Origin of the sequence: Brevibacillus thermoruber 423 (assembly GCF_000454065.1) — a bacterium.
Lineage (GTDB): Bacteria > Bacillota > Bacilli > Brevibacillales > Brevibacillaceae > Brevibacillus > Brevibacillus thermoruber.
In genome coordinates, this window is record NZ_KE695652.1 from 419,068 (window position 1) to 436,706 (window position 17,639).

19 protein-coding genes are annotated in these 17,639 nt (G+C 56.2%); 13 read left to right on the forward strand and 6 right to left on the reverse strand.

The genetic code is table 11. The annotated features are described in order from the left end of the window. Positions 1-41: 41 nt before the first annotated feature. From M516_RS0116645 to M516_RS0116660, 4 genes are all read right to left on the reverse strand, one after another. Positions 42-281 carry a hypothetical protein gene (locus M516_RS0116645; protein ID WP_029100124.1) on the reverse strand — a complete coding sequence of 80 codons (240 nt, stop codon included), beginning with the start codon at positions 279-281 and terminating at the stop codon, positions 42-44. 151 nt (positions 282-432) lie between these two features. Then, entirely contained in the window at positions 433-1,086 is a 654-nt protein-coding gene (locus M516_RS0116650) for a Crp/Fnr family transcriptional regulator (RefSeq protein ID WP_029100125.1), read from the reverse strand. A 65-nt stretch (positions 1,087-1,151) separates the two neighbouring features. After that, the gene (locus M516_RS0116655; RefSeq protein WP_029100126.1) at positions 1,152-1,799 is read right to left on the reverse strand and encodes a Crp/Fnr family transcriptional regulator; all 648 of its coding nucleotides are present in this window, start codon (positions 1,797-1,799) and stop codon (positions 1,152-1,154) included. A 46-nt stretch (positions 1,800-1,845) separates the two neighbouring features. Then, the gene (locus M516_RS0116660) at positions 1,846-2,676 is read right to left on the reverse strand and encodes a methyl-accepting chemotaxis protein (RefSeq protein ID WP_029100127.1); all 831 of its coding nucleotides are present in this window, start codon (positions 2,674-2,676) and stop codon (positions 1,846-1,848) included. Positions 2,677-2,963: 287 nt separating this feature from the next. Here M516_RS0116660 and M516_RS0116665 point away from each other — a divergent pair, with 287 nt between their 5' ends. From M516_RS0116665 to M516_RS0116720, 12 genes are all read left to right on the forward strand, one after another. Beyond that, entirely contained in the window at positions 2,964-4,286 is a 1,323-nt protein-coding gene (locus M516_RS0116665; RefSeq protein ID WP_152523424.1) for an MFS transporter, read from the forward strand. A 167-nt stretch (positions 4,287-4,453) separates the two neighbouring features. Next, entirely contained in the window at positions 4,454-5,932 is a 1,479-nt protein-coding gene (locus tag M516_RS0116670) for a 4-hydroxyphenylacetate 3-hydroxylase family protein (protein ID WP_029100129.1), read from the forward strand. Positions 5,933-5,971: 39 nt separating this feature from the next. Continuing rightward, entirely contained in the window at positions 5,972-6,529 is a 558-nt protein-coding gene (locus M516_RS0116675) for an NADPH-dependent FMN reductase (RefSeq protein WP_029100130.1), read from the forward strand. After that, positions 6,516-6,725, forward strand: a complete 210-nt coding sequence (locus M516_RS0116680) for a 2-hydroxymuconate tautomerase (RefSeq protein WP_029100131.1) — start codon at positions 6,516-6,518, stop codon at positions 6,723-6,725. The genes M516_RS0116675 and M516_RS0116680 overlap by 14 nt, the downstream gene beginning before the upstream one ends. Then, positions 6,722-7,267, forward strand: coding sequence for a 3-hydroxyanthranilate 3,4-dioxygenase (locus M516_RS0116685; protein ID WP_029100132.1), 546 nt, complete (start codon positions 6,722-6,724; stop codon positions 7,265-7,267). The genes M516_RS0116680 and M516_RS0116685 overlap by 4 nt, the downstream gene beginning before the upstream one ends. Further along, positions 7,252-8,262, forward strand: a complete 1,011-nt coding sequence (locus tag M516_RS0116690; protein ID WP_029100133.1) for an amidohydrolase family protein — start codon at positions 7,252-7,254, stop codon at positions 8,260-8,262. Before M516_RS0116685 ends, M516_RS0116690 begins: the two co-directional genes overlap by 16 nt. Before the next feature lie 2 nt (positions 8,263-8,264). After that, entirely contained in the window at positions 8,265-8,726 is a 462-nt protein-coding gene (locus tag M516_RS0116695) for a RidA family protein (RefSeq protein ID WP_029100134.1), read from the forward strand. A gap of 11 nt (positions 8,727-8,737) precedes the next feature. After that, the gene (locus M516_RS0116700; RefSeq protein ID WP_029100135.1) at positions 8,738-10,207 is read left to right on the forward strand and encodes an aldehyde dehydrogenase; all 1,470 of its coding nucleotides are present in this window, start codon (positions 8,738-8,740) and stop codon (positions 10,205-10,207) included. Positions 10,208-10,232: 25 nt separating this feature from the next. Next, positions 10,233-11,018 carry a 2-keto-4-pentenoate hydratase gene (locus tag M516_RS0116705; RefSeq protein ID WP_029100136.1) on the forward strand — a complete coding sequence of 262 codons (786 nt, stop codon included), beginning with the start codon at positions 10,233-10,235 and terminating at the stop codon, positions 11,016-11,018. Beyond that, a complete protein-coding gene (locus M516_RS0116710) occupies positions 11,011-11,898 on the forward strand; it encodes an acetaldehyde dehydrogenase (acetylating) (protein ID WP_029100137.1) in 888 nt (295 codons plus the stop codon). The genes M516_RS0116705 and M516_RS0116710 overlap by 8 nt, the downstream gene beginning before the upstream one ends. A gap of 22 nt (positions 11,899-11,920) precedes the next feature. Further along, positions 11,921-12,949: a 4-hydroxy-2-oxovalerate aldolase gene (gene dmpG / locus M516_RS0116715; protein WP_029100138.1), complete on the forward strand. Its 1,029-nt coding sequence runs from the start codon at positions 11,921-11,923 to the stop codon at positions 12,947-12,949. Between the two features lie 13 nt (positions 12,950-12,962). Next, positions 12,963-13,748, forward strand: a complete 786-nt coding sequence (locus tag M516_RS0116720) for a 2-keto-4-pentenoate hydratase (RefSeq protein WP_029100139.1) — start codon at positions 12,963-12,965, stop codon at positions 13,746-13,748. 268 nt (positions 13,749-14,016) lie between these two features. On the opposite strand, the gene lgt is transcribed toward M516_RS0116720, so the two are convergent. Further along, entirely contained in the window at positions 14,017-14,817 is an 801-nt protein-coding gene (gene lgt / locus M516_RS0116725) for a prolipoprotein diacylglyceryl transferase (protein WP_029100140.1), read from the reverse strand. A 134-nt stretch (positions 14,818-14,951) separates the two neighbouring features. After that, positions 14,952-15,857 carry a non-homologous end-joining DNA ligase gene (ligD, locus tag M516_RS0116730; RefSeq protein ID WP_029100141.1) on the reverse strand — a complete coding sequence of 302 codons (906 nt, stop codon included), beginning with the start codon at positions 15,855-15,857 and terminating at the stop codon, positions 14,952-14,954. 159 nt (positions 15,858-16,016) lie between these two features. Here ligD and M516_RS23710 point away from each other — a divergent pair, with 159 nt between their 5' ends. Next, a complete protein-coding gene (locus M516_RS23710; protein WP_035289956.1) occupies positions 16,017-17,639 on the forward strand; it encodes a spore germination protein in 1,623 nt (540 codons plus the stop codon).

The window sequence follows — 17,639 nt, forward strand, 5'->3', positions numbered from 1 at the left end:
TGACGGGGGAGAGGAGCTTTGTTGTTTGCAGGGAAAACGGATCAGGAGGTGCCGGTCAAGCGCTCCCAAAAGCCGGGTCGCGGTTTGATCTGCACCATCCGGACCGAAGTGAACGGGATGTAGGCGAGCGAACCGTCCGCGGCCTCCAGCAGCATCCCCGCCGCGCTGTAGTCGTGCAGCTTTCCTTCCTCGAAGGAAGACAGGCCGGGACCGATCATGCCCGGGGCGAAGTGAACGCGCACGCTCCGGTCCAGATACGCCTCCAACATGTCGTCATCCATGCGATCCTTCTCCTTTCGTCGTTTTCTTTCAGTTATGCCCACCTTTGCGACAATTCAGACCAGCAAAAAACCACCCGGCCCACCGGTCAAGACCCCGTTGAGCAGTCTCGATTCTTCAAAAAAGGGAGACCCCCTCCCACTGCGGAGGGGGTTACAAGGACGTACTTTGCTCAAACTGCTCACTTTCCATCTGGGTCAGTATCTCTCGAATCCGCTCGATCTGAATCACCCGAATCACGCCGTTGGAGAATTGGATAAAGCCTTGCTGGCGCCATTTCTGGATGATCTTGTTGACCGTGATCCGGGACGTGCCGATGTACCGGGCGAACGACGTCTGGTCGATGGGGATGTTTTCATTCTCATGAATTTGAATCAATTTCAACAAAAAGTGAGCCATTTGCTGTTCGACCGGGCTGTCCAGATAGGAAATGATTTCGGCGAGGAGTCGTACTTTATAGATATGGGAGTTGGTGAAGATCATCGCCGCATGGGGATGATCCTTGCACACTCTTGACAAGGCTTCATCGGAGAAATGATAGAGAATCGAAGGTGTAGTGGTAACCGCGGTTGTCAAATAGGTTCCTCTGTGAGCCCCGTGTTCCCCTAGCAGGGTCCCGATCGGGACGTAGTCAATGACACGCTCGTGGCCGTTATCGGATAGCAGGCTGATTTTCACCCCGCCCTGCTCCAGGTAATAAAAGCCTCTGCCGTTTTCTCCCTGGCGATACACGAACGTATTCTTTTTCAGTTCCAGTTTTTGTCCATATGGTAAGAACGGAGTCCACTTGTAGCGAAGGTTTACCATACGATCACCTTTCCTTCCCAACATCATTCTCTGCGCAACATTGGACAGGGAATGAGCGCTCCAGACTAAACCGTTTTCGCTGTCGGTGCAGACAGATTCAACTTCCGCAACACATCCGGACGCTTGATCACAAATTTGCGCTTCTCGATGTCGATCAGTCCGTCTTCTTTCCACTGTTTCAGGATTTTGTATACGGTGATTCGGGTTAATCCGGTGCAGTGCGCCAGGTCCTGTTGGGTGAGGGGGACTTCATAGTTTTTAAACTCATCGCAGATGTTGAGGAGCAGCGCGGCGATCTGCTCTTCAGAAGAAAGCGCTTTCATATTAATCGCATAAAGAAGAATCCGCATTTTTTGATTGACGGTTTGAGCAAACAGAGGCAGTAATTCCGGCTGCTCTTTCATCAGTTTCGCAAACTGTTCGCAGGAAAAATGATAGACCACCGAGTCCTTAACGGCGATCGCGGTGGTAAAGTGCGTTTGCCGGTCCATGGTTTGAATCCCGAGCAGTTGGCCGGGAACCACGATGTTCAACAACCGGTCGTTTCCTTTTACCGTGGAGGTGACGATTTTCACCAAGCCCTTGTGAAGGTAATAAAACCCGTCTCCCAGACTGCCCTGGTAGTAAATGACGGATTTTCCTTTCACGAATTGCCTCTTCCCGTACTTCAGAAACGTCTCCCACTTCAGGTCGGTTTCAAACGGGGATACCATATCGAACACTCCTTTCAATATGGTTGTAAACGATCAACGGCTGTGGTTAGCTGCCGGCTTGGATCTGCGACATCTGCTGCAGCAGGCATGCCTCCTTGGTAACGTCTTGAATGGCGGAAGCCAGTTCCATAATCCCTTCTGTCTGTGCCTTTGCGAGATTTTTTGATGCAAGCACCATTTGTGAAAGAGAGGTGATCTCCTCCTGCAGCGAAGAAAGGCTCTTGGAGATTTCCTTTGCCAAATCGCCGGACGTCGAAGCCAAACGACGCATTTCTCCCGCAACGATCGCAAAGCCTCTGCCCTGCTCCCCTGCACGGGCGGCTTCAATCGAGGCGTTCAACCCGAGTATGCCCGACTGCTTGGCGATGTCCGAGATTGATTTCAATACGGAAAAGGTTGTTTCTACTTGCTGCAGCATTCCGGTCATGACCTGATGAAGCTTCTCGCTGTGTGACGACAACGTCTCAGCGCTTGACTGCATCACCACGGACTGGGCGGAAACCTCTTCCACAATGGCCGACAGGTGTTCGGCAATCTGTGCCAGCTTATTTTGGCGATCCAGACTGACTCCGAAGACGAGCGCACCGGAAATCCTGCCGTCTTCCTCAATCGGCAGTCCGCCGGCAATGTAGGCGATTCCGTACACCGAGGAATCCATCAGCTTCGTCATCGGTCTTCCCTGCTTGATAATCGTATTGGCCAGACTGCCTTCCTTGATTGGATCATGCGGCGATAATCCGAATTGCAAGGTCTTTCCGGGCAGGTAGGTTAAAAATTTCTCCCTATCCGTGATCCCGAGCGTAAAATCATCTTCAAAGCACAAAACCATCCTGTGCATGATGGAAGATACGTGTACGACACTTTCCAGCAGGCTCATACCCTTCAAGCTCCCATGTTTCATAAATCAAAATTTTTAGAAACCACCAGCACAATTATAAATGGGCGAAGAGCATATGTACAACGTAAACATTCTCGTCGCGAAAAAAAGTCTGAAAAAATGTTAACTGGTTTACAACCGGCGTGACGGAAGGGTTCGAAAAAAGGGATTGGAACGTTAAGCAATTTACACAGGGAGGTCCTCCCTTTTAGTACAATCAGTTCACGGCATTTTTTAAATATTTAAACAATTATCAGGGGGAGGATATGATGAAAGGGAATCTGCAAATGGATGCGCCCGTTCTCGATCCGTCGTCGAAACCGGCAGCCAGGACAATGCCAGCCATCACGCTGCTCGTTGTTGTCATCTGTTGGTTCAGCATGCTGGCAGACGGGTATGATCTCGGCATCTACGGCGCTGTGCTGCCTTCGTTGATGGAGTACAAGGATTGGGCGCTGTCTCCGGCGAAAGCGGGGGCCATTGGAAGCTATGCGCTGGTCGGCATGTTGGTGGGAGCCATCTGTGTCGGAACTGTCACGGACATGATCGGGCGCAAAAAGACATTGGCTTTTTGCGTATCGTTGTTTTCCATCATGATGGGGTTTGCCGCGATGGCACCCTCGCCTGACATGTTCGGTTTGTTTCGTTTTCTTGGAGGTATCGCGCTGGGCGGCGTGATTCCCACGGCGTCCGCCCTCACCATCGAGTATTCGCCGGTGGAACGGCGGTCGTTGATGTACGCCGTGATGTACACAGGGTACCCGGTCGGCGGTCTGCTCGGTGCGCTGCTGTCGATGTATTTCCTGCAGGATTTCGGCTGGCGGTTCTTGTTCTGGCTCGGCGCCGTCCCGATTCTCCTCGTGCCGTTCATTCTCAAGTATTTGCCCGAATCGATCAGCTTCCTGCTGGCGAAGAACAGACGCGAAGAGGCGGAGCAAATTGCCAGCCGGTACAACATTCCGCTTGATACCATCGGAGCATACAAGCCGGATCAAGCGAACGAGGGACAGGGTCAATTCGCCTCGGTCGCCGCGCTGTTCGCCAAACAAAACATCCGCGCGACCGTCTGCTTCTGGATCGCCTTTTTCATGGGCCTGCTGATGATTTACGGGTTGAGCACATGGCTGCCGAAAATGATGAAGGAGGCGGGGTATCCGCTCGGATCCAGTCTGGGTTTCCTGTTTATGCTGAACCTGTCGGCAGCGGTAGGCGCGCTGTTGGCGGGCAGGGCGGCAGACCGGTGGGGGTCGCAGAAGATCATCAGCATCTCTTACCTCCTCGCCGGGGTCTCGATGGCCCTCTTGAGTGTAAAATCGTCGATGCCGGTGGTGTACGCCCTGGTCGGCCTCGCCGGTTTCGGGACGATCGGTACCACGTTGATCATGAACGCCTACATTTCCAAGTACTTCTCCGCGGATAACCGGGCGACCGCGCTGGGCTGGGCGATCGGGTTCGGTCGGATCGGGGCGATTTCCGGCCCGGTGCTGATCGGATTGTTCATGTCCTGGAACATGGGGCCCGCCTGGAACTTCTATACCTTTGCCATCGCGGGAATTATCGCTTCGGTCATGGTGTTGTTTATCCCGAAGCACCGCGACGGGAACATCTAACCAACGCGTGGGAGGCTGTCGATACGATCGGCAGCCTTTTTTTCTGACGGCACTTCAAAAATCGGCTGAAAACGTTAACCGCACTACAATTTTCAAAATTGTTCAATATTATAATGCAATCACAAGACAGGAACTCATCCTAACCAAGAAAGTAGGGAGGAATTACCATGGGAATCCGAACAGGTGCCCAGTACATCAACGGATTGAAATCCCGGCAGCCGGAGATTTGGCTGTCCGGGCGGAGAGTGACCAATGTATGCGACGAGGTTGTGTTCCAGCAGCCGATACGTGAAATCGCAAAACTGTACGACATGCAGCATGATCCGGAGTACCAGGACAGGATTACGCACATCTGTGCCGAAACCGGGGAACGGGTGAACAATGCGTTTCTGGTCCCGAAAACCCACGAGGATTTGCAGGCTCGCCGGGCGCTGTTTGAAGCGTATGCCAAAGCCACGTTCGGCTTGATGGGCAGAACCCCGGATTTTCTCAATGTTGTGCTTACGTCGCTGTTCAGCAACGCTTCCTTTTTGGAAAAATACGATCCGCAGTGGGCGGAAAATATCCGCGCGTACTACCGGTACATCCGCGACAACGATTTGTTCTTGACGCACGCGATTATCAATCCGCAAAACGACCGCAGCAAGTCATCGCACGAACAGCAGGATCTCTTTACCCATCTGGGCGCGGTCAGGGAGACGCCGCAAGGACTGATCGTCCGAGGCGCGAAAATGCTGGCCACCCTGGCACCGATCACGGATGAAGTGATCATCTACTCGTTCCCGGGATTCAAGCCCGGCGATGAACGCTACGCGCTTGCCTTTGCCATTCCGATTGACACGCCGGGACTGCGGATTCTCTGCCGCGAACCGATGCAGGACGGAACCCGCTCGCTGTTTGACCATCCGCTGGCGTCCCGCTTTGAAGAAATGGATGCGGTGCTGGTCTTCCACGATGTATTGGTGCCGTGGGACCGGGTGTTCCTGTACAACAACGTGGAAGCGGCCAACCTGCTGTATCCGAAAACGGGCATCGCGCAGCAGCCGGCTCATCAGACCGGTGTACGCGGGCTGATCAAACTGCAGTTTGCCACGGAAGTAGCGGTCCGCTTGGCCGACTCCATCGGGGTGGATGTCTACCTGAATGTCCAGAACGACTTGGGCGAGCTGATCCAGTCGGTGGAATCGATCAGGGCGCTGCTGCGGATCGCCGAACAGGAGTGCGACGTATTGCCGTCGGGCGAAATCATGCCGGGTTGGGTGCCGCTGGAAACGATACGCGGACTGCTGCCGAAGATGTACCCGCGCGCCGTGGAAGTGCTGCAAATCATCGGTGCAGGCGGTTTGCTGATGTCTCCGACAGGGGCCGATTTTGCCAATCCGGAATTGGCGGAAGATATGGAGAAGTATTACGCCGGTCGATCGGGAATCTCCGGCAAGGAACGCGTCCGTTTGTTCAAGTTGGCTTGGGATTTGTGCGGAGAAGCATTCGGCCAGCGGCTCCTGCAATACGAGCGGTACTATACCGGAGATCCGATCCGCAAGCGGGCGATCTTTTACAACAATTACAAACGGGAGCGCACGTTTGACATGGTTGATGAAGCGCTGAGCGTGCTTGATCTCAATGAGCTGGTTGCCAAGGCGTGATAAACGGACTGCCGCTATCAGGCAAAGGAGGAAAACGGGATGAAGTTGTTAGGCATATCAGGAACGATCGTGGGGGCAAAAACGCGCATACTCGTGGAAAAGGTTCTGGAGGAAGCGAAGAAATTGGATCCGGAGTTGGAAGTGGAACTGCTGGATATGAAGCAGTACGATGTCCAGTTCTGTGACGGACGCGATCCGTCGACCTATACCGGTGATACGAAAACGATGATCGACATCGTCTCTTCGGCAGATTTCTACATCATCGGCACGCCGATTTTCCAAGGATCGATCACCGGCGTGCTGAAGAACCTGTTCGACCTGGTGAATCCAGAGGCGCTTCGCCATAAAGTGATGGGGTTTGTCGCCAACGGGGGCACGTATCAGCATTTTCTGGTGATTGAAAATCAGTTGAAGCCCATCGCCGGATACTTCCGGGCGTACGTCGCACCCGGCTATGTGTACGCCAATACCGACCACTTCAACCGGCAGAATGAACTGGTGGACGAAGACGTACTGCAGCGGATCAGGAATCTGGCCGAAGAAGTGGTCCATATGCAAAAAGCGTTAAAAGCCGGTGATATTCATGCCTATTCTTGAGATCAAGCTGCTGGAGGGACGAGATCAAGAGGTGAAGGAGCGTTTGATTGCCGATGTAACGCAAACGGTCTCCGAAACCCTGCAGGTCGCACCCGAACGGATCAGGATCATCCTTTACGAGATTCCGTTGAACCATTGGGCGATTGGCGGAAAGACGGTTAAAGAAATCCAAGCGGAAAAGGAGCGATTGACATGAGTACGACGAGCATGTTCGCACCGATCAATTTGTGGAAATTTATCGAGGAAAACAAGGACCAGCTGAAACCTCCGGTCAACAACAAAGTGATCTGGAAAGACGCGGAGCTGATGGTGATGGTGCTGGGCGGACCGAACAAACGGCGCGACTTCCACGTCGATCCCTCCGAAGAAATTTTCTATCAGTTGAAGGGGGATTGTTACGTCGAAATTATCAATCAGGAAGGCAAACGCGAAGTGATCACCGTGCGGGAAGGTGAAATGTTCCTGCTCCCGGCCAATGTTCCGCACTCGCCGCACAGGGTGGCCGATACCATCGGCATTGTCATTGAGCGCAGCAGGGCTCAGGGAGAGCTGGAGGACTTTGTCTGGTTCTGCGATCAATGCGACCATGAAATGCACCGCGTTACCGTCCAGCTGACCAATATCGAAACGCAGGTAAAACAAGCGATCGAAGGATTCAACGGCAGCCTGGAGCTGCGGACTTGCAAAAACTGCGGGTACGTCATGCCGCCGGAAGCGAGCGAATGGAAATGCGAGTAGATTTTCATACCCATATCATCCCGGAAGACCTGCCGAACTTCGCCGAAACATTCAAGGGGGAACGCTGGCCTGTCCTGCACCGGACGTGCGCATGCGGCGCCCATATCCTGGTCGGGGGAAAGGTGTTCCGCGAAGTAACCGACCAGGTGTGGGACTCTGCGAAGCGGATCCAGGATATGGACCGGGAAAAGGTGGACATCCAGGTGCTGTCTCCGATTCCCGTCACGTTCTCCTATTGGGCGCCCGCTGAAGAAGCGGAAGTGATGGCCCGCATCCAAAACGATTTCATTGCGGAAACCGTGAAACAGCATCCCGACCGGTTTGTGGGTCTTGGAACGGTTCCTCTGCAGAACACGGCCGTCGCCATCCGCGAAATGGATCGCTGCGTTCACGAACTGGGCCTGAAAGGGATTGAAATCGGCACCAATGTGAACGGAAACAATCTGGATGACCCTGCTTTCCTGGAATTTTTCGAGATGTGCGAGAAGTGGGACGTGCCGCTGTTTGTCCACCCGTGGGAGACGTTGGGCAGAGAGCGGATGCCTCGCCACAATCTCATGTACACCGTGGGGATGCCGAGCGAAACGGCCCTCGCTGCAGCAAGCTTGATCCTTGGGGGCGTGATCGAGAAATTCCCCCGCCTGCGGATTTGTTTGGCCCACGGCGGGGGATCATTCCCTTACATTCTTCCCCGGCTGGACCAGGGCTGGAAGGTATGGCCCCATCTCCGGCTGCTGGAACAGCCGCCCAGCCATTACGCCAAGAATTTCTATTTTGATTCGTTGGTCTATGATCCGGCGAACATCCAGTACATGATTGACCGCTTTGGCCACGAGCGGATCCTGATGGGCTCCGATTACCCGTTCCTGCTTCGGGAAATTCCCCCGGGCGAGGTCATTGACCAGATGCTGACGGTCACGGAAGAACAGAAGCGGGCGATGCTGGGGGAAAACGCGCTTCGCTTCCTGAACATGAGCCAGGTGGAGGTGAGGTAACGATGACGATACATGCTGCGACACCCGAACAGCGATTGCAGGAACTGGGCTTGACGCTGCCTGCACCGCGGCAGGCTGCGGGAAATTACGTGGGCTGCGTTCGCACCGGCAATCTCCTGTTTCTTGCCGGTCAAGGGACGGATGAGTACCGCGGCAAACTGGGAGAAGACGTTACGGTGGAAGTAGGCTATCTGGCGGCAAGACAGTGCATGCTGAATCTCCTGGCGGTCGTCAAACGGGAGATCGGCGAATTGAGCAAAGTGAAACGGTTTGTCAAACTCCTGGGCTTTGTCAACAGCGCTCCTGATTTTACGGATCAACCCAAGGTGATGAACGGCGCCTCCGATTTACTGGTGCAGATTTTCGGTGAGAAAGGCAAACACGCACGTTCTGCGGTAGGCATGGCGCAGCTTCCGCACAACAACGCGGTCGAAGTTGAGATGATCGTGGAAATTGAGGAGTAGGGAGGATGCAGATGAGCCAGACTGCACAGGAAAGAGAAAGAAAGATAAAAGACGCCAAGCTGTTCATCAACGGCGAATACATCGACGCCATATCCGGCGAGACGTTCGACACGATCAACCCGGCGACCAATGTAAAGCTGGCCTCGGTGGCCAATGCCGGCGAGGAAGATGTGAACAAGGCGATTGAAGTGGCGCAGCGCACCTTTGAAAGCGGCGTCTGGAGCGGTATGCCTGTCGAAGAACGGGCGAAGATTCTCTGCAAAATGTCCGACCTCGTCATGGAACGGGTGGACGAATTGGCCTGGGTGGAAACGCTCGATGTCGGCAAGCCGATCAAGGAGAGCCACGGCTTTGACATTCCCAGAGCTGCCTGGAACTTGCGCTTTTTTGCCGAGATGGCCAAATACCTGATTCATGAAAACTACGAGATGCGCAATTTCATGTCGTACACGAAATACGCTCCCGCAGGGGTGACCAGCCTGATTATTCCGTGGAATCTGCCGTTCATGCAGATGACCTGGAAAGCTTCCGCGGCCCTGGCAGCCGGCAATACCGTGGTGGTGAAGCCGGCCTCTTATACTCCCCTGAGCGCCGTGATGCTGGGGGAAATTGCCAATGAGTCAGGCCTGCCCCCGGGCGTTTTGAACATCGTGACCGGCCCGGGAGGAACCGTCGGCACGGCGATGACCACGCATCCCTACGTACGTCGGATTTCGTTTGTCGGCGAGACGACGACGGGCAAGACGGTCATGAAAAACGCCGCTTCCCGGCTGATCCCGGTCTCTCTCGAACTGGGCGGAAAGTCGGCAAACATCGTGTTTGAAGACGCCGATCTCGATGAAGCGGTGAAGGGGTCCATCGAAGCGATTTTCCGCAACCAGGGAGAAATCTGCCTGGCCGGGTCGCGGCTGCTGGTGCAGGAAAGCATTTACGACCGGTTCCTCGACAAATTCGTGAAGGCGGTGCAGCAAATCAAGGTGGGCGATCCGCTGGATCCGGAGACGGATATGGGGGCGCTCGTATCGCGCAGCCACCTGAAAACGGTCGATGACTACGTGCAGATCGGTCTGGCCGAAGGCGCCAAGCTTGCTTACGGCGGCAAGCGAATCACCAGCCTGGGTGACGGAAACTTCTACGAGCCGACCGTCTTTTATGACGTAGACAATAAAATGCGGGTGGCCCAGGAGGAAATTTTCGGCCCGGTCGTAGTCGTCATTCCGTTCAAAACGGAGGAAGAAGCGATTCGCATCGCCAATGACTCGATCTACGGATTGGCCGGCGTGGTCTGGACGAACGACCTGAGACGTGCCCACCGGGTGGCAGCTCAGGTGCAGTCCGGCCTGTTGTGGATCAACTGCTGGTATGTGCGCGACCTTCGCACGCCGTTCGGCGGGGCAAAAGCGAGCGGCATCGGCCGTGAAGGTGGGCGGCACAGCTTTGAATTCTATACGGAAGCAAAGACCGTTACCATGAAACTATGAAATCTCACACAGGGAGGTAGCGTCGTTGGACTTGGCAAAAATCACGAAATTTGCCGACCATTTGGCGGAGGCGGAACGAAGCGGCCGCGGGGTAGAGCCGTTAACGGCCCTGGACCCCAATTTGACGACAGAAGAAGCATACCGCGTGCAGCTGCACACAATCGAGCGAAAGGTGAAGGCCGGCGACGTCGTTGTCGGAAAGAAAATCGGGTTGACCTCGTTAGCCATGCAGACACTGCTCGGGGTCGACCAGCCTGATTACGGTCATCTGCTGTCGGGCATGGCCGTTGAAAACGGAGGGGAGATTCCGTTTCAGCGCGTGATCCAGCCCAAGGTGGAAGGGGAAATTGCCTTCGTGTTAAAGCGCGACTTGCAGGGGCCTCGCCTTACCGCGTCAGACGTGCTGCAGGCGACCGATTATCTCCTCCCTGCTCTGGAAATTGTGGACAGCCGGATCGCGGATTGGAAGATCAAGCTGCAGGATACGATTGCAGACAATGCCTCCTCCGGTTTGTACGTGCTGGGCGGACGCCCCGTGAAGCCGGATCAAATCGACCTCGCGCTGGCTGGTATGGTCCTATACAAAAACGGCGAGTTGGTCAATACCGGTGTGGGAGCAGCGGCGCTGGGCAACCCTGCCAACTGCGTGGCATGGCTGGCCAACAAGCTGTTTGAGTTTGGGATTACGCTGAAAGCCGGGGAAGTGATTCTGTCTGGTGCCCTGTCTGCGGCGGTCAATGCGGCCCCCGGAGACTGTTTTAGCGCGCGAATCGCCCATCTCGGGGAAGTGGGAGTGAGATTTCATGTCTAACGTAAAGGTTGCCATTCTCGGCTCCGGAAACATCGGCACCGATTTGATGATGAAGCTGGGCCGGTCAAGCCAGTTGGAGCTTACCGCGATGATCGGCATCGATCCCGACTCGGAGGGACTGCGCATGGCGAAGCAGCGCGGTTATGAAGTGTTCGACGGTGGACTGAAGCAGTTTTTGGAAAACAGTCCGGAACTTGCCGACATCGTGTTTGACGCCACGTCTGCGAAAGCGCATATTCGTCACGCCAAGGCCCTCCGGGAAGCGGGCAAGCTTGCCATCGACCTGACTCCGGCCGCAGTCGGCCCATATGTCGTTCCGGCCGTAAATCTCGGTTCCCACCTGCACGAAAAAAACATCAATCTGATTACGTGCGGAGGCCAGGCGACGATTCCGATCGTTCACGCGATTAACCGCGTGAGCCCGGTCAACTACGCTGAGATTGTCGCCACCATTTCCAGCAAAAGCGCCGGTCCGGGCACCCGCGCCAACATCGACGAATTTACGGAAACCACCGCCCACGGCATCGAAGCCATTGGCGGCGCGAAGAAAGGCAAGGCGATTATCATCCTGAACCCCGCAGAGCCGCCGATTTTGATGAGGAACACGGTGTATGCGCTGGTTGACGAAGAAACGCTGGATGAACAGGCGATTGCTGCATCCATTGAGCAAACCGCAGGCTATATTCAATCGTACGTACCCGGATACCGTCTCCGTACCGAGCCCATTTTCGACGGCAACAAAGTCACCGTCTTTTTGGAAGTGGAAGGGGCCGGCGATTACCTGCCCACCTACTCCGGCAATTTGGACATCATGACAGCGACGGCGGTGAAAGTGGCGGAGGAATTTGCCGCGCACCACGTGAACGCAGCATCCGTCTGAAACTGGAAAGGAGACGAAACAGATGAGTGGTAAACGGGATATTCTCATCACGGAAGTGGCGCTTCGCGACGGCAGCCATGCGATCAACCATCAATTTACCGTGGAACAGGTGGTGAGCGTGGCCCGCGCTTTGGACGAGGCGAATGTTCCCTTCATCGAAGTTTCCCATGGAGACGGTCTGGCCGGTTCTTCCTTGCAGTACGGGCTGTCCCGAACGAATGAGATGGAACTGATCGAGGCGGCAGTTGCCGTCTGCAAACAGGCGACGGTAGGTGTGCTCCTCCTGCCGGGAATCGGCACAATCAAGGATTTGAATGCCGCTGCGAAGCTGGGTGTCGGCATGGCGCGGATCGCGACGCACGTTACCGAAGCCGATATTTCCGCTCAACACATTGCCCGCTCCAAAGAACTTGGCCTCTTCACCGTCGGTTTTTTGATGATGTCTCACATGGCACCTCCGGAAAAACTGGTCGAGCAGGCGAAACTGATGGAGAGCTACGGAGCCGATGCGGTGTATGTGGTTGATTCGGCCGGCGCCCTGCTGCCTCATGAAGTGGCCGAACGAATCAGGGCATTAAAGCAAAGCATCGGCGTTGAGATCGGGTTCCACGCGCACAATAATTTGTCCCTGGCGATGGCCAACACGCTGGCGGCGATTCAGGAAGGGGCAACGCGCATCGACGGCAGTGTCCGCTGTTTGGGGGCCGGCGCGGGCAATACGCAAACGGAAGTACTGGTCGCCGTGCTGGAACGGATGGGCATCGAAACCGGCATTGATCTTTACAAAATGATGGATCTGGCGGAAGAGATCGTTGCGCCCATCCTTCAGGTTCCGCAGGAGATTACCCGGGACAGCCTGGTCCTCGGATACGCAGGCGTGTATTCCAGCTTCCGGCTACATGCGGAGCGTGCCGCGAAGAAGTTCGGAATTGATTCCCGCGATATCCTGATTGAGCTCGGGAAGCGAAAAGCGGTAGGCGGTCAGGAAGACATGATCATTGATGTCGCTGCGGAAATCTTGAAGCAGCGCAGTGCAGCGGGACTGCGATAAGGAGGTGGACAGCTTGCTTGCGGAACATTCCTACAGATCATTGGCGCAAAAGCTGGTCGATGCGGAGTTCAACCGGCAGGAAGTGGTGAAACTTACGGCTGAATATCCAGACTTGTCGGTAGAGGATGCGTACCGGATCCAGGATGAGCTGGTTGCCATCAAGCGCGAGCAGGGCCATCGGGTGATCGCGCTGAAAATGGGCTTTACCAGCCGGGCCAAAATGAAGCAGATGAACGTAAACGAGCCGATCTACGGCCATGTGTTTGATTACATGTCCGTTGACAGCGGCGTCCTGTCTTTCCGTGAATTGATTCATCCGAAAGTGGAAGCGGAAATCGCGTTCATCCTCGGCAGGGATATCGAAGGACCGGGAGTGACGGGCGCTCACGTGTTGGCCGCCACGGAATACGTCGTTCCCGCCCTGGAGATTATCGACAGCCGCTACCTGAATTTTCAGTTCACCCTCCCCGACGTGATCGCGGACAACACGTCCGCTTCCCGTGTGTTCATCGGATCGAGGCTGCGCAGACCGGATGAGCTGGAACTGGATCTGGTCGGAGTTACCCTCTCCATCAACGGGGAATTGAAAGATTTGGGCGCAGGGGCGGCAGTGCTGGGACATCCGGCCCATTCCGTCGCCATGTTGGCCAACATGCTGTCTCGCAGAGGGCGCAAGCTGCACGCCGGCCAACTGATCTTGACCGGCGGCATTACCGGAGCGCAGCCACTTGCTGTCGGCGATGTCGTTTCTGCCAAATGGGACGGACTGGGCTCCATTGAGTTTACCGTCAAGGAATGACCGTAATCTGCTAGATGGCCCCGGTACACGACCGGGGTCGGCTTATTTTGTTTCAACCGTATCTGTTCCGATCAGTCCAGACACGTCCTTATGTATTTCAACTGCTTTCCGGGCGTCTCAGGGACAAGAGCTGGTGGGAACGATTGGCCCTTGACTGTAAGAAAAGAATGCACCCCCTAACGTATTGATCGGTCAACCCTGGGGGTTCCAACGTCTACGTTTAAGGGGTGCATACTACACGGATCGGTTTTTTGGGCGTATGTGTTCGTCATTCCGACGACTGTTGGGAGTGATCGGACTGCTGCCTGCTTTTGCGGGCATACACCAGCAGCAGCACGACCCCGACGGCGATCAGGCTGAGGCTGACAAGCTGGGCGACGCGCAGCGTATGGCCGAGCATCAGGCTGTCGGTTCGCATGCCCTCAATAAAGAAGCGGCCGAGCGAGTAGAGGATCATGTAGCTGAACAGCACCTGCCCGTCAAAGCGTTTCAACCGGTACAGCATGACCATCAGGATGACAAAGACCACGAGGTTCCACAGCGATTCGTACAAGAACGTGGGGTGGTAGTACTGGCCGCCGATGTACATCTGTTCGCGGATAAACGCGGGAAAGTGCGACATGAACTCCTCCGTGGCCGGCCCTCCGTGGGCTTCCTGGTTGATAAAGTTGCCCCAGCGGCCGATCGCCTGTCCCAGAATGACGCTGGGAATCAGCACGTCCCCCAGCTTGAGAAACGGAAGATTGTGCTTGCGGACGTACCAGGCACCGGCGAGAAAACCGCCGATCAACCCGCCGTGGATGGCCAGTCCGCCCTTCCACACGGCAATCACGTCAAACAGGTTGTCTTTATACTGCTCCCACTCAAAAATGACGTAGTACAAGCGGGCACAGATGATCGCGGCCGGGATGATCAGGACGACCATGTTCAGCACGTGGTCGGGATCGATCCCGGCCCGTTTGGCGTTGTAGCGGGCCAAATAGGTGCCCAGGAAAAACGCCAGCCCCATAATCACACCGTACCAGTGGATCTTGATGGGGCCGAGCGACAACGCAATCGGATCAATCATGATGAATTCCTCCTTGCCTTCAACCATCTGATGCCCAGTATAGCACAAACAGCACAGCCAGTTCCAATTGAGGGAAGGCGAAAGAAAACGCAAAGCGGGAGGAAGGACGAGGTCCGCCGGGGGTTCCTCTTCCATTACCTCCGCTTGGCGAGAAAGGAGAGAATCGGGTCCAGGGATGCCCGCCGGTCCGGATCGTGGACCGGCGCGAACAGGTCTCCCCGTGCCTTGAGCCGCGGCGGCACGGTATGGACGGTAAAGTCGGTCGGATGAATGCGGGGCACCTCGTCCCACGTGATCGGAGTGGAGACGGTCGCCTGCGGGCGGGCGCGCGTGGAATAGGGAGCGGGCAGCGTTTTGCCGCGCCAGTGCTGCAGATAGTCGACGTACAGCTTGGTTCCCCGGTTTTTTACCAGGCGTTCTATGGTGACCAGGCTCGGGTGTTTCTCCGCCAGATAGGTGGCGACGAATTGACCGACCTGACGGGTTTCGTCAAAGCTGTAGCGCCGCTCGATCGGGATGTAGACCTGCAGACCGCTGGCCCCCGATGTCTTAACGAATGAGGGCAGATTCAACCCGTCCAGCACTTCCTTCAACAGCAGCGCCGTCTCGGCTGCGGGGGCGAACTCGGGCGTGGAAGGATCCAGGTCGAACACCAGCTCGGTCGGCGTTTCATCGTGGGCGAGATGAAACGACACGTGCCACTCCAGCGCAGCCTGATTGGCCATCCAGACAAGCGTGGCGGTGTCGTTGCACAGCGGATACCGCGTGTTTTCCCAGCGGCTCGTGGCAATCCAGTCCGGCGCGTACTCGGGCAGGTTTTTCTGGTAAAAATGCTTGTCGTGAATGCCGTGCGGATAACGGATCACGGTCAACAGGCGGTTTTTGGCGTAGCGCAGCAGGGGAGGGGCCACCTCCAACAGGTAGCGGATATAGTCCCATTTGGTGACGTTCGCTTCCGGCCAAAGCGGTTTTTGCGGGTTGGTGACGGTCAGTTCCCTGCCTTCGACGGTCAAGACGAGATCGGCCGCGGCGGTCGGCATGGCTTTGACACCCTCTTTCCGGAGAAATGTTCGGGATGGCATCCGATGTTTTGCCACTACTATGCCCCGGCGCGGGACAGTTATGCGGCGGCGCCGTCTGCATATTTTGCCGGTCTGTCATCCATAATACGGATAGCTTGCCAACGGTTGGTGAATGCGATGGCTCACAATGGAACACCCAACAAGGAAGAATGGCTCAAAACGATCAATACCTGCAGTTTGACCGATCTGGAGGGGGTTCCTGTCTTCGCCGCCCTGCAGGAGAATGTGCTCTTTTTGAAACGGCTGTTTTCCGACTGCTCCGACTTTGTCATCCGCGAGTTCAAGATGAAAAACGGCGTCCCGGTCGTGGCCGTATTCGTCGACGGCCTGATCGATACGAGAGCGGTCAACCAGGCGCTGGAGGCGTTGATGATCCTGGAGAGCGGCGATGACGACGTCGAAGTGATCGAAGAGGCTCTTCTGCCGGTCTCGCAAATCTCCAAGGCGAAGGATTACAAAGAGTTTTTGCAGGCCGTGCTGTCGGGCGACACCGGCATTATGGTGGACGGAAACACGCAGGCGCTCACCTTGGGCATGCGCGGCCCGGAAAAGCGCTCTGTCGACGAGCCGGAGGGGGAGGCGGTGGTGCGCGGCCCGCGGGAGGGCTTCATCGAAAACATCCGGACGAACACCTCCCTGCTGCGGCGCAAGCTGAAGACCCCCCGGCTGAAGATGAAATCGCTGGTGATCGGCAGGGAAACCAATACCAACCTGGTGCTCGCGTATCTAGAGGGAATCGCCGACAGGGAATTGGTGGAAGAAGTCACGCGACGAATCAGCGTGATCGAGAGCGACGGGATCCTGGAATCGGGGTACATCGAGGAATTGATTCAGGACAACATCTACTCTCCGTTTCCGCAGGTCCAGTATACCGAGCGGCCGGATAGGGTGGCGGGAGCGCTGCTGGAAGGGCGGGTCGCCATTTTGGTCGACGGAACGCCCATGGTGCTGATCGTGCCCACCACGTTCTGGATCATGCTGCAGGCGAACGAAGACTACTACGAACGGTTCCAGATGGCTACCCTGATCCGCTGGCTGCGCTATCTGTTTCTGCTCATTTCGCTGCTCACGCCCGCCGCTTATGTGGCCATCACCACGTTTCATCAGCAGATGCTGCCCACCACCCTGCTGCTCAGCATCGCGGCGGCGCGGGAATCCATCCCGTTTCCGGCGATCGTGGAGGCGCTGATCATGGAAATCTCCTTTGAGGCGCTGCGGGAGGCCGGGGTCCGCCTGCCCAAAACGGTCGGTCAGGCGGTCAGCATCCTGGGGGCTCTTGTCGTGGGGCAGGCGGCCGTGGAGGCTGGGATTGTGTCGGCGCCGATGGTGATCGTCGTGTCCATTACGGGGATCGCTTCGTTTACCGTCCCCCATTTCAACGCCTCCATCGCGCTCCGGATGCTGCGTTTTCCGCTGATGATCGCCGCCTCGATTCTGGGCATCTACGGGATTCTCGTCGGCATTTTGCTGATCATGGGACACTTGGCCAACCTGCGTTCGCTTGGCGTCCCCTACCTGTCGCCGATCGCGCCGATGTCGGTGGGCGACCTGAAGGACGTGCTGATTCGTGCTCCCTGGTCCTACATGAACAAACGGCCCAGCTTTCTCGGCGTGCAGGACGCCCGTCGGCTGCGGGCCGGCCATACCAGCCAACAGCAGCGCGACGCAGGCAGCTCCGGCACCGTTCGCCAAGGCGGATCGGGGACAGGTGACGGAGGCCGCACGCGAGGAGAGGGATGA

Excerpts from the sequence above, each read along its gene's own strand:
- M516_RS0116645 (WP_029100124.1), bottom strand. The coding sequence starts at position 281 with ATGGATGACGACATGTTGGAGGCGTATCTGGACCGGAGCGTGCGCGTT.
- M516_RS0116650 (WP_029100125.1), bottom strand. The coding sequence starts at position 1,086 with ATGGTAAACCTTCGCTACAAGTGGACTCCGTTCTTACCATATGGACAA.
- M516_RS0116655 (WP_029100126.1), bottom strand. The coding sequence starts at position 1,799 with ATGGTATCCCCGTTTGAAACCGACCTGAAGTGGGAGACGTTTCTGAAG.
- M516_RS0116660 (WP_029100127.1), bottom strand. The coding sequence starts at position 2,676 with ATGAGCCTGCTGGAAAGTGTCGTACACGTATCTTCCATCATGCACAGG.
- M516_RS0116665 (WP_152523424.1), top strand. The coding sequence starts at position 2,964 with ATGGATGCGCCCGTTCTCGATCCGTCGTCGAAACCGGCAGCCAGGACA.
- M516_RS0116670 (WP_029100129.1), top strand. The coding sequence starts at position 4,454 with ATGGGAATCCGAACAGGTGCCCAGTACATCAACGGATTGAAATCCCGG.
- M516_RS0116675 (WP_029100130.1), top strand. The coding sequence starts at position 5,972 with ATGAAGTTGTTAGGCATATCAGGAACGATCGTGGGGGCAAAAACGCGC.
- M516_RS0116680 (WP_029100131.1), top strand. The coding sequence starts at position 6,516 with ATGCCTATTCTTGAGATCAAGCTGCTGGAGGGACGAGATCAAGAGGTG.
- M516_RS0116685 (WP_029100132.1), top strand. The coding sequence starts at position 6,722 with ATGAGTACGACGAGCATGTTCGCACCGATCAATTTGTGGAAATTTATC.
- M516_RS0116690 (WP_029100133.1), top strand. The coding sequence starts at position 7,252 with ATGGAAATGCGAGTAGATTTTCATACCCATATCATCCCGGAAGACCTG.
- M516_RS0116695 (WP_029100134.1), top strand. The coding sequence starts at position 8,265 with ATGACGATACATGCTGCGACACCCGAACAGCGATTGCAGGAACTGGGC.
- M516_RS0116700 (WP_029100135.1), top strand. The coding sequence starts at position 8,738 with ATGAGCCAGACTGCACAGGAAAGAGAAAGAAAGATAAAAGACGCCAAG.
- M516_RS0116710 (WP_029100137.1), top strand. The coding sequence starts at position 11,011 with ATGTCTAACGTAAAGGTTGCCATTCTCGGCTCCGGAAACATCGGCACC.
- dmpG (WP_029100138.1), top strand. The coding sequence starts at position 11,921 with ATGAGTGGTAAACGGGATATTCTCATCACGGAAGTGGCGCTTCGCGAC.
- lgt (WP_029100140.1), bottom strand. The coding sequence starts at position 14,817 with ATGATTGATCCGATTGCGTTGTCGCTCGGCCCCATCAAGATCCACTGG.
- ligD (WP_029100141.1), bottom strand. The coding sequence starts at position 15,857 with ATGCCGACCGCCGCGGCCGATCTCGTCTTGACCGTCGAAGGCAGGGAA.
- M516_RS23710 (WP_035289956.1), top strand. The coding sequence starts at position 16,017 with ATGGCTCACAATGGAACACCCAACAAGGAAGAATGGCTCAAAACGATC.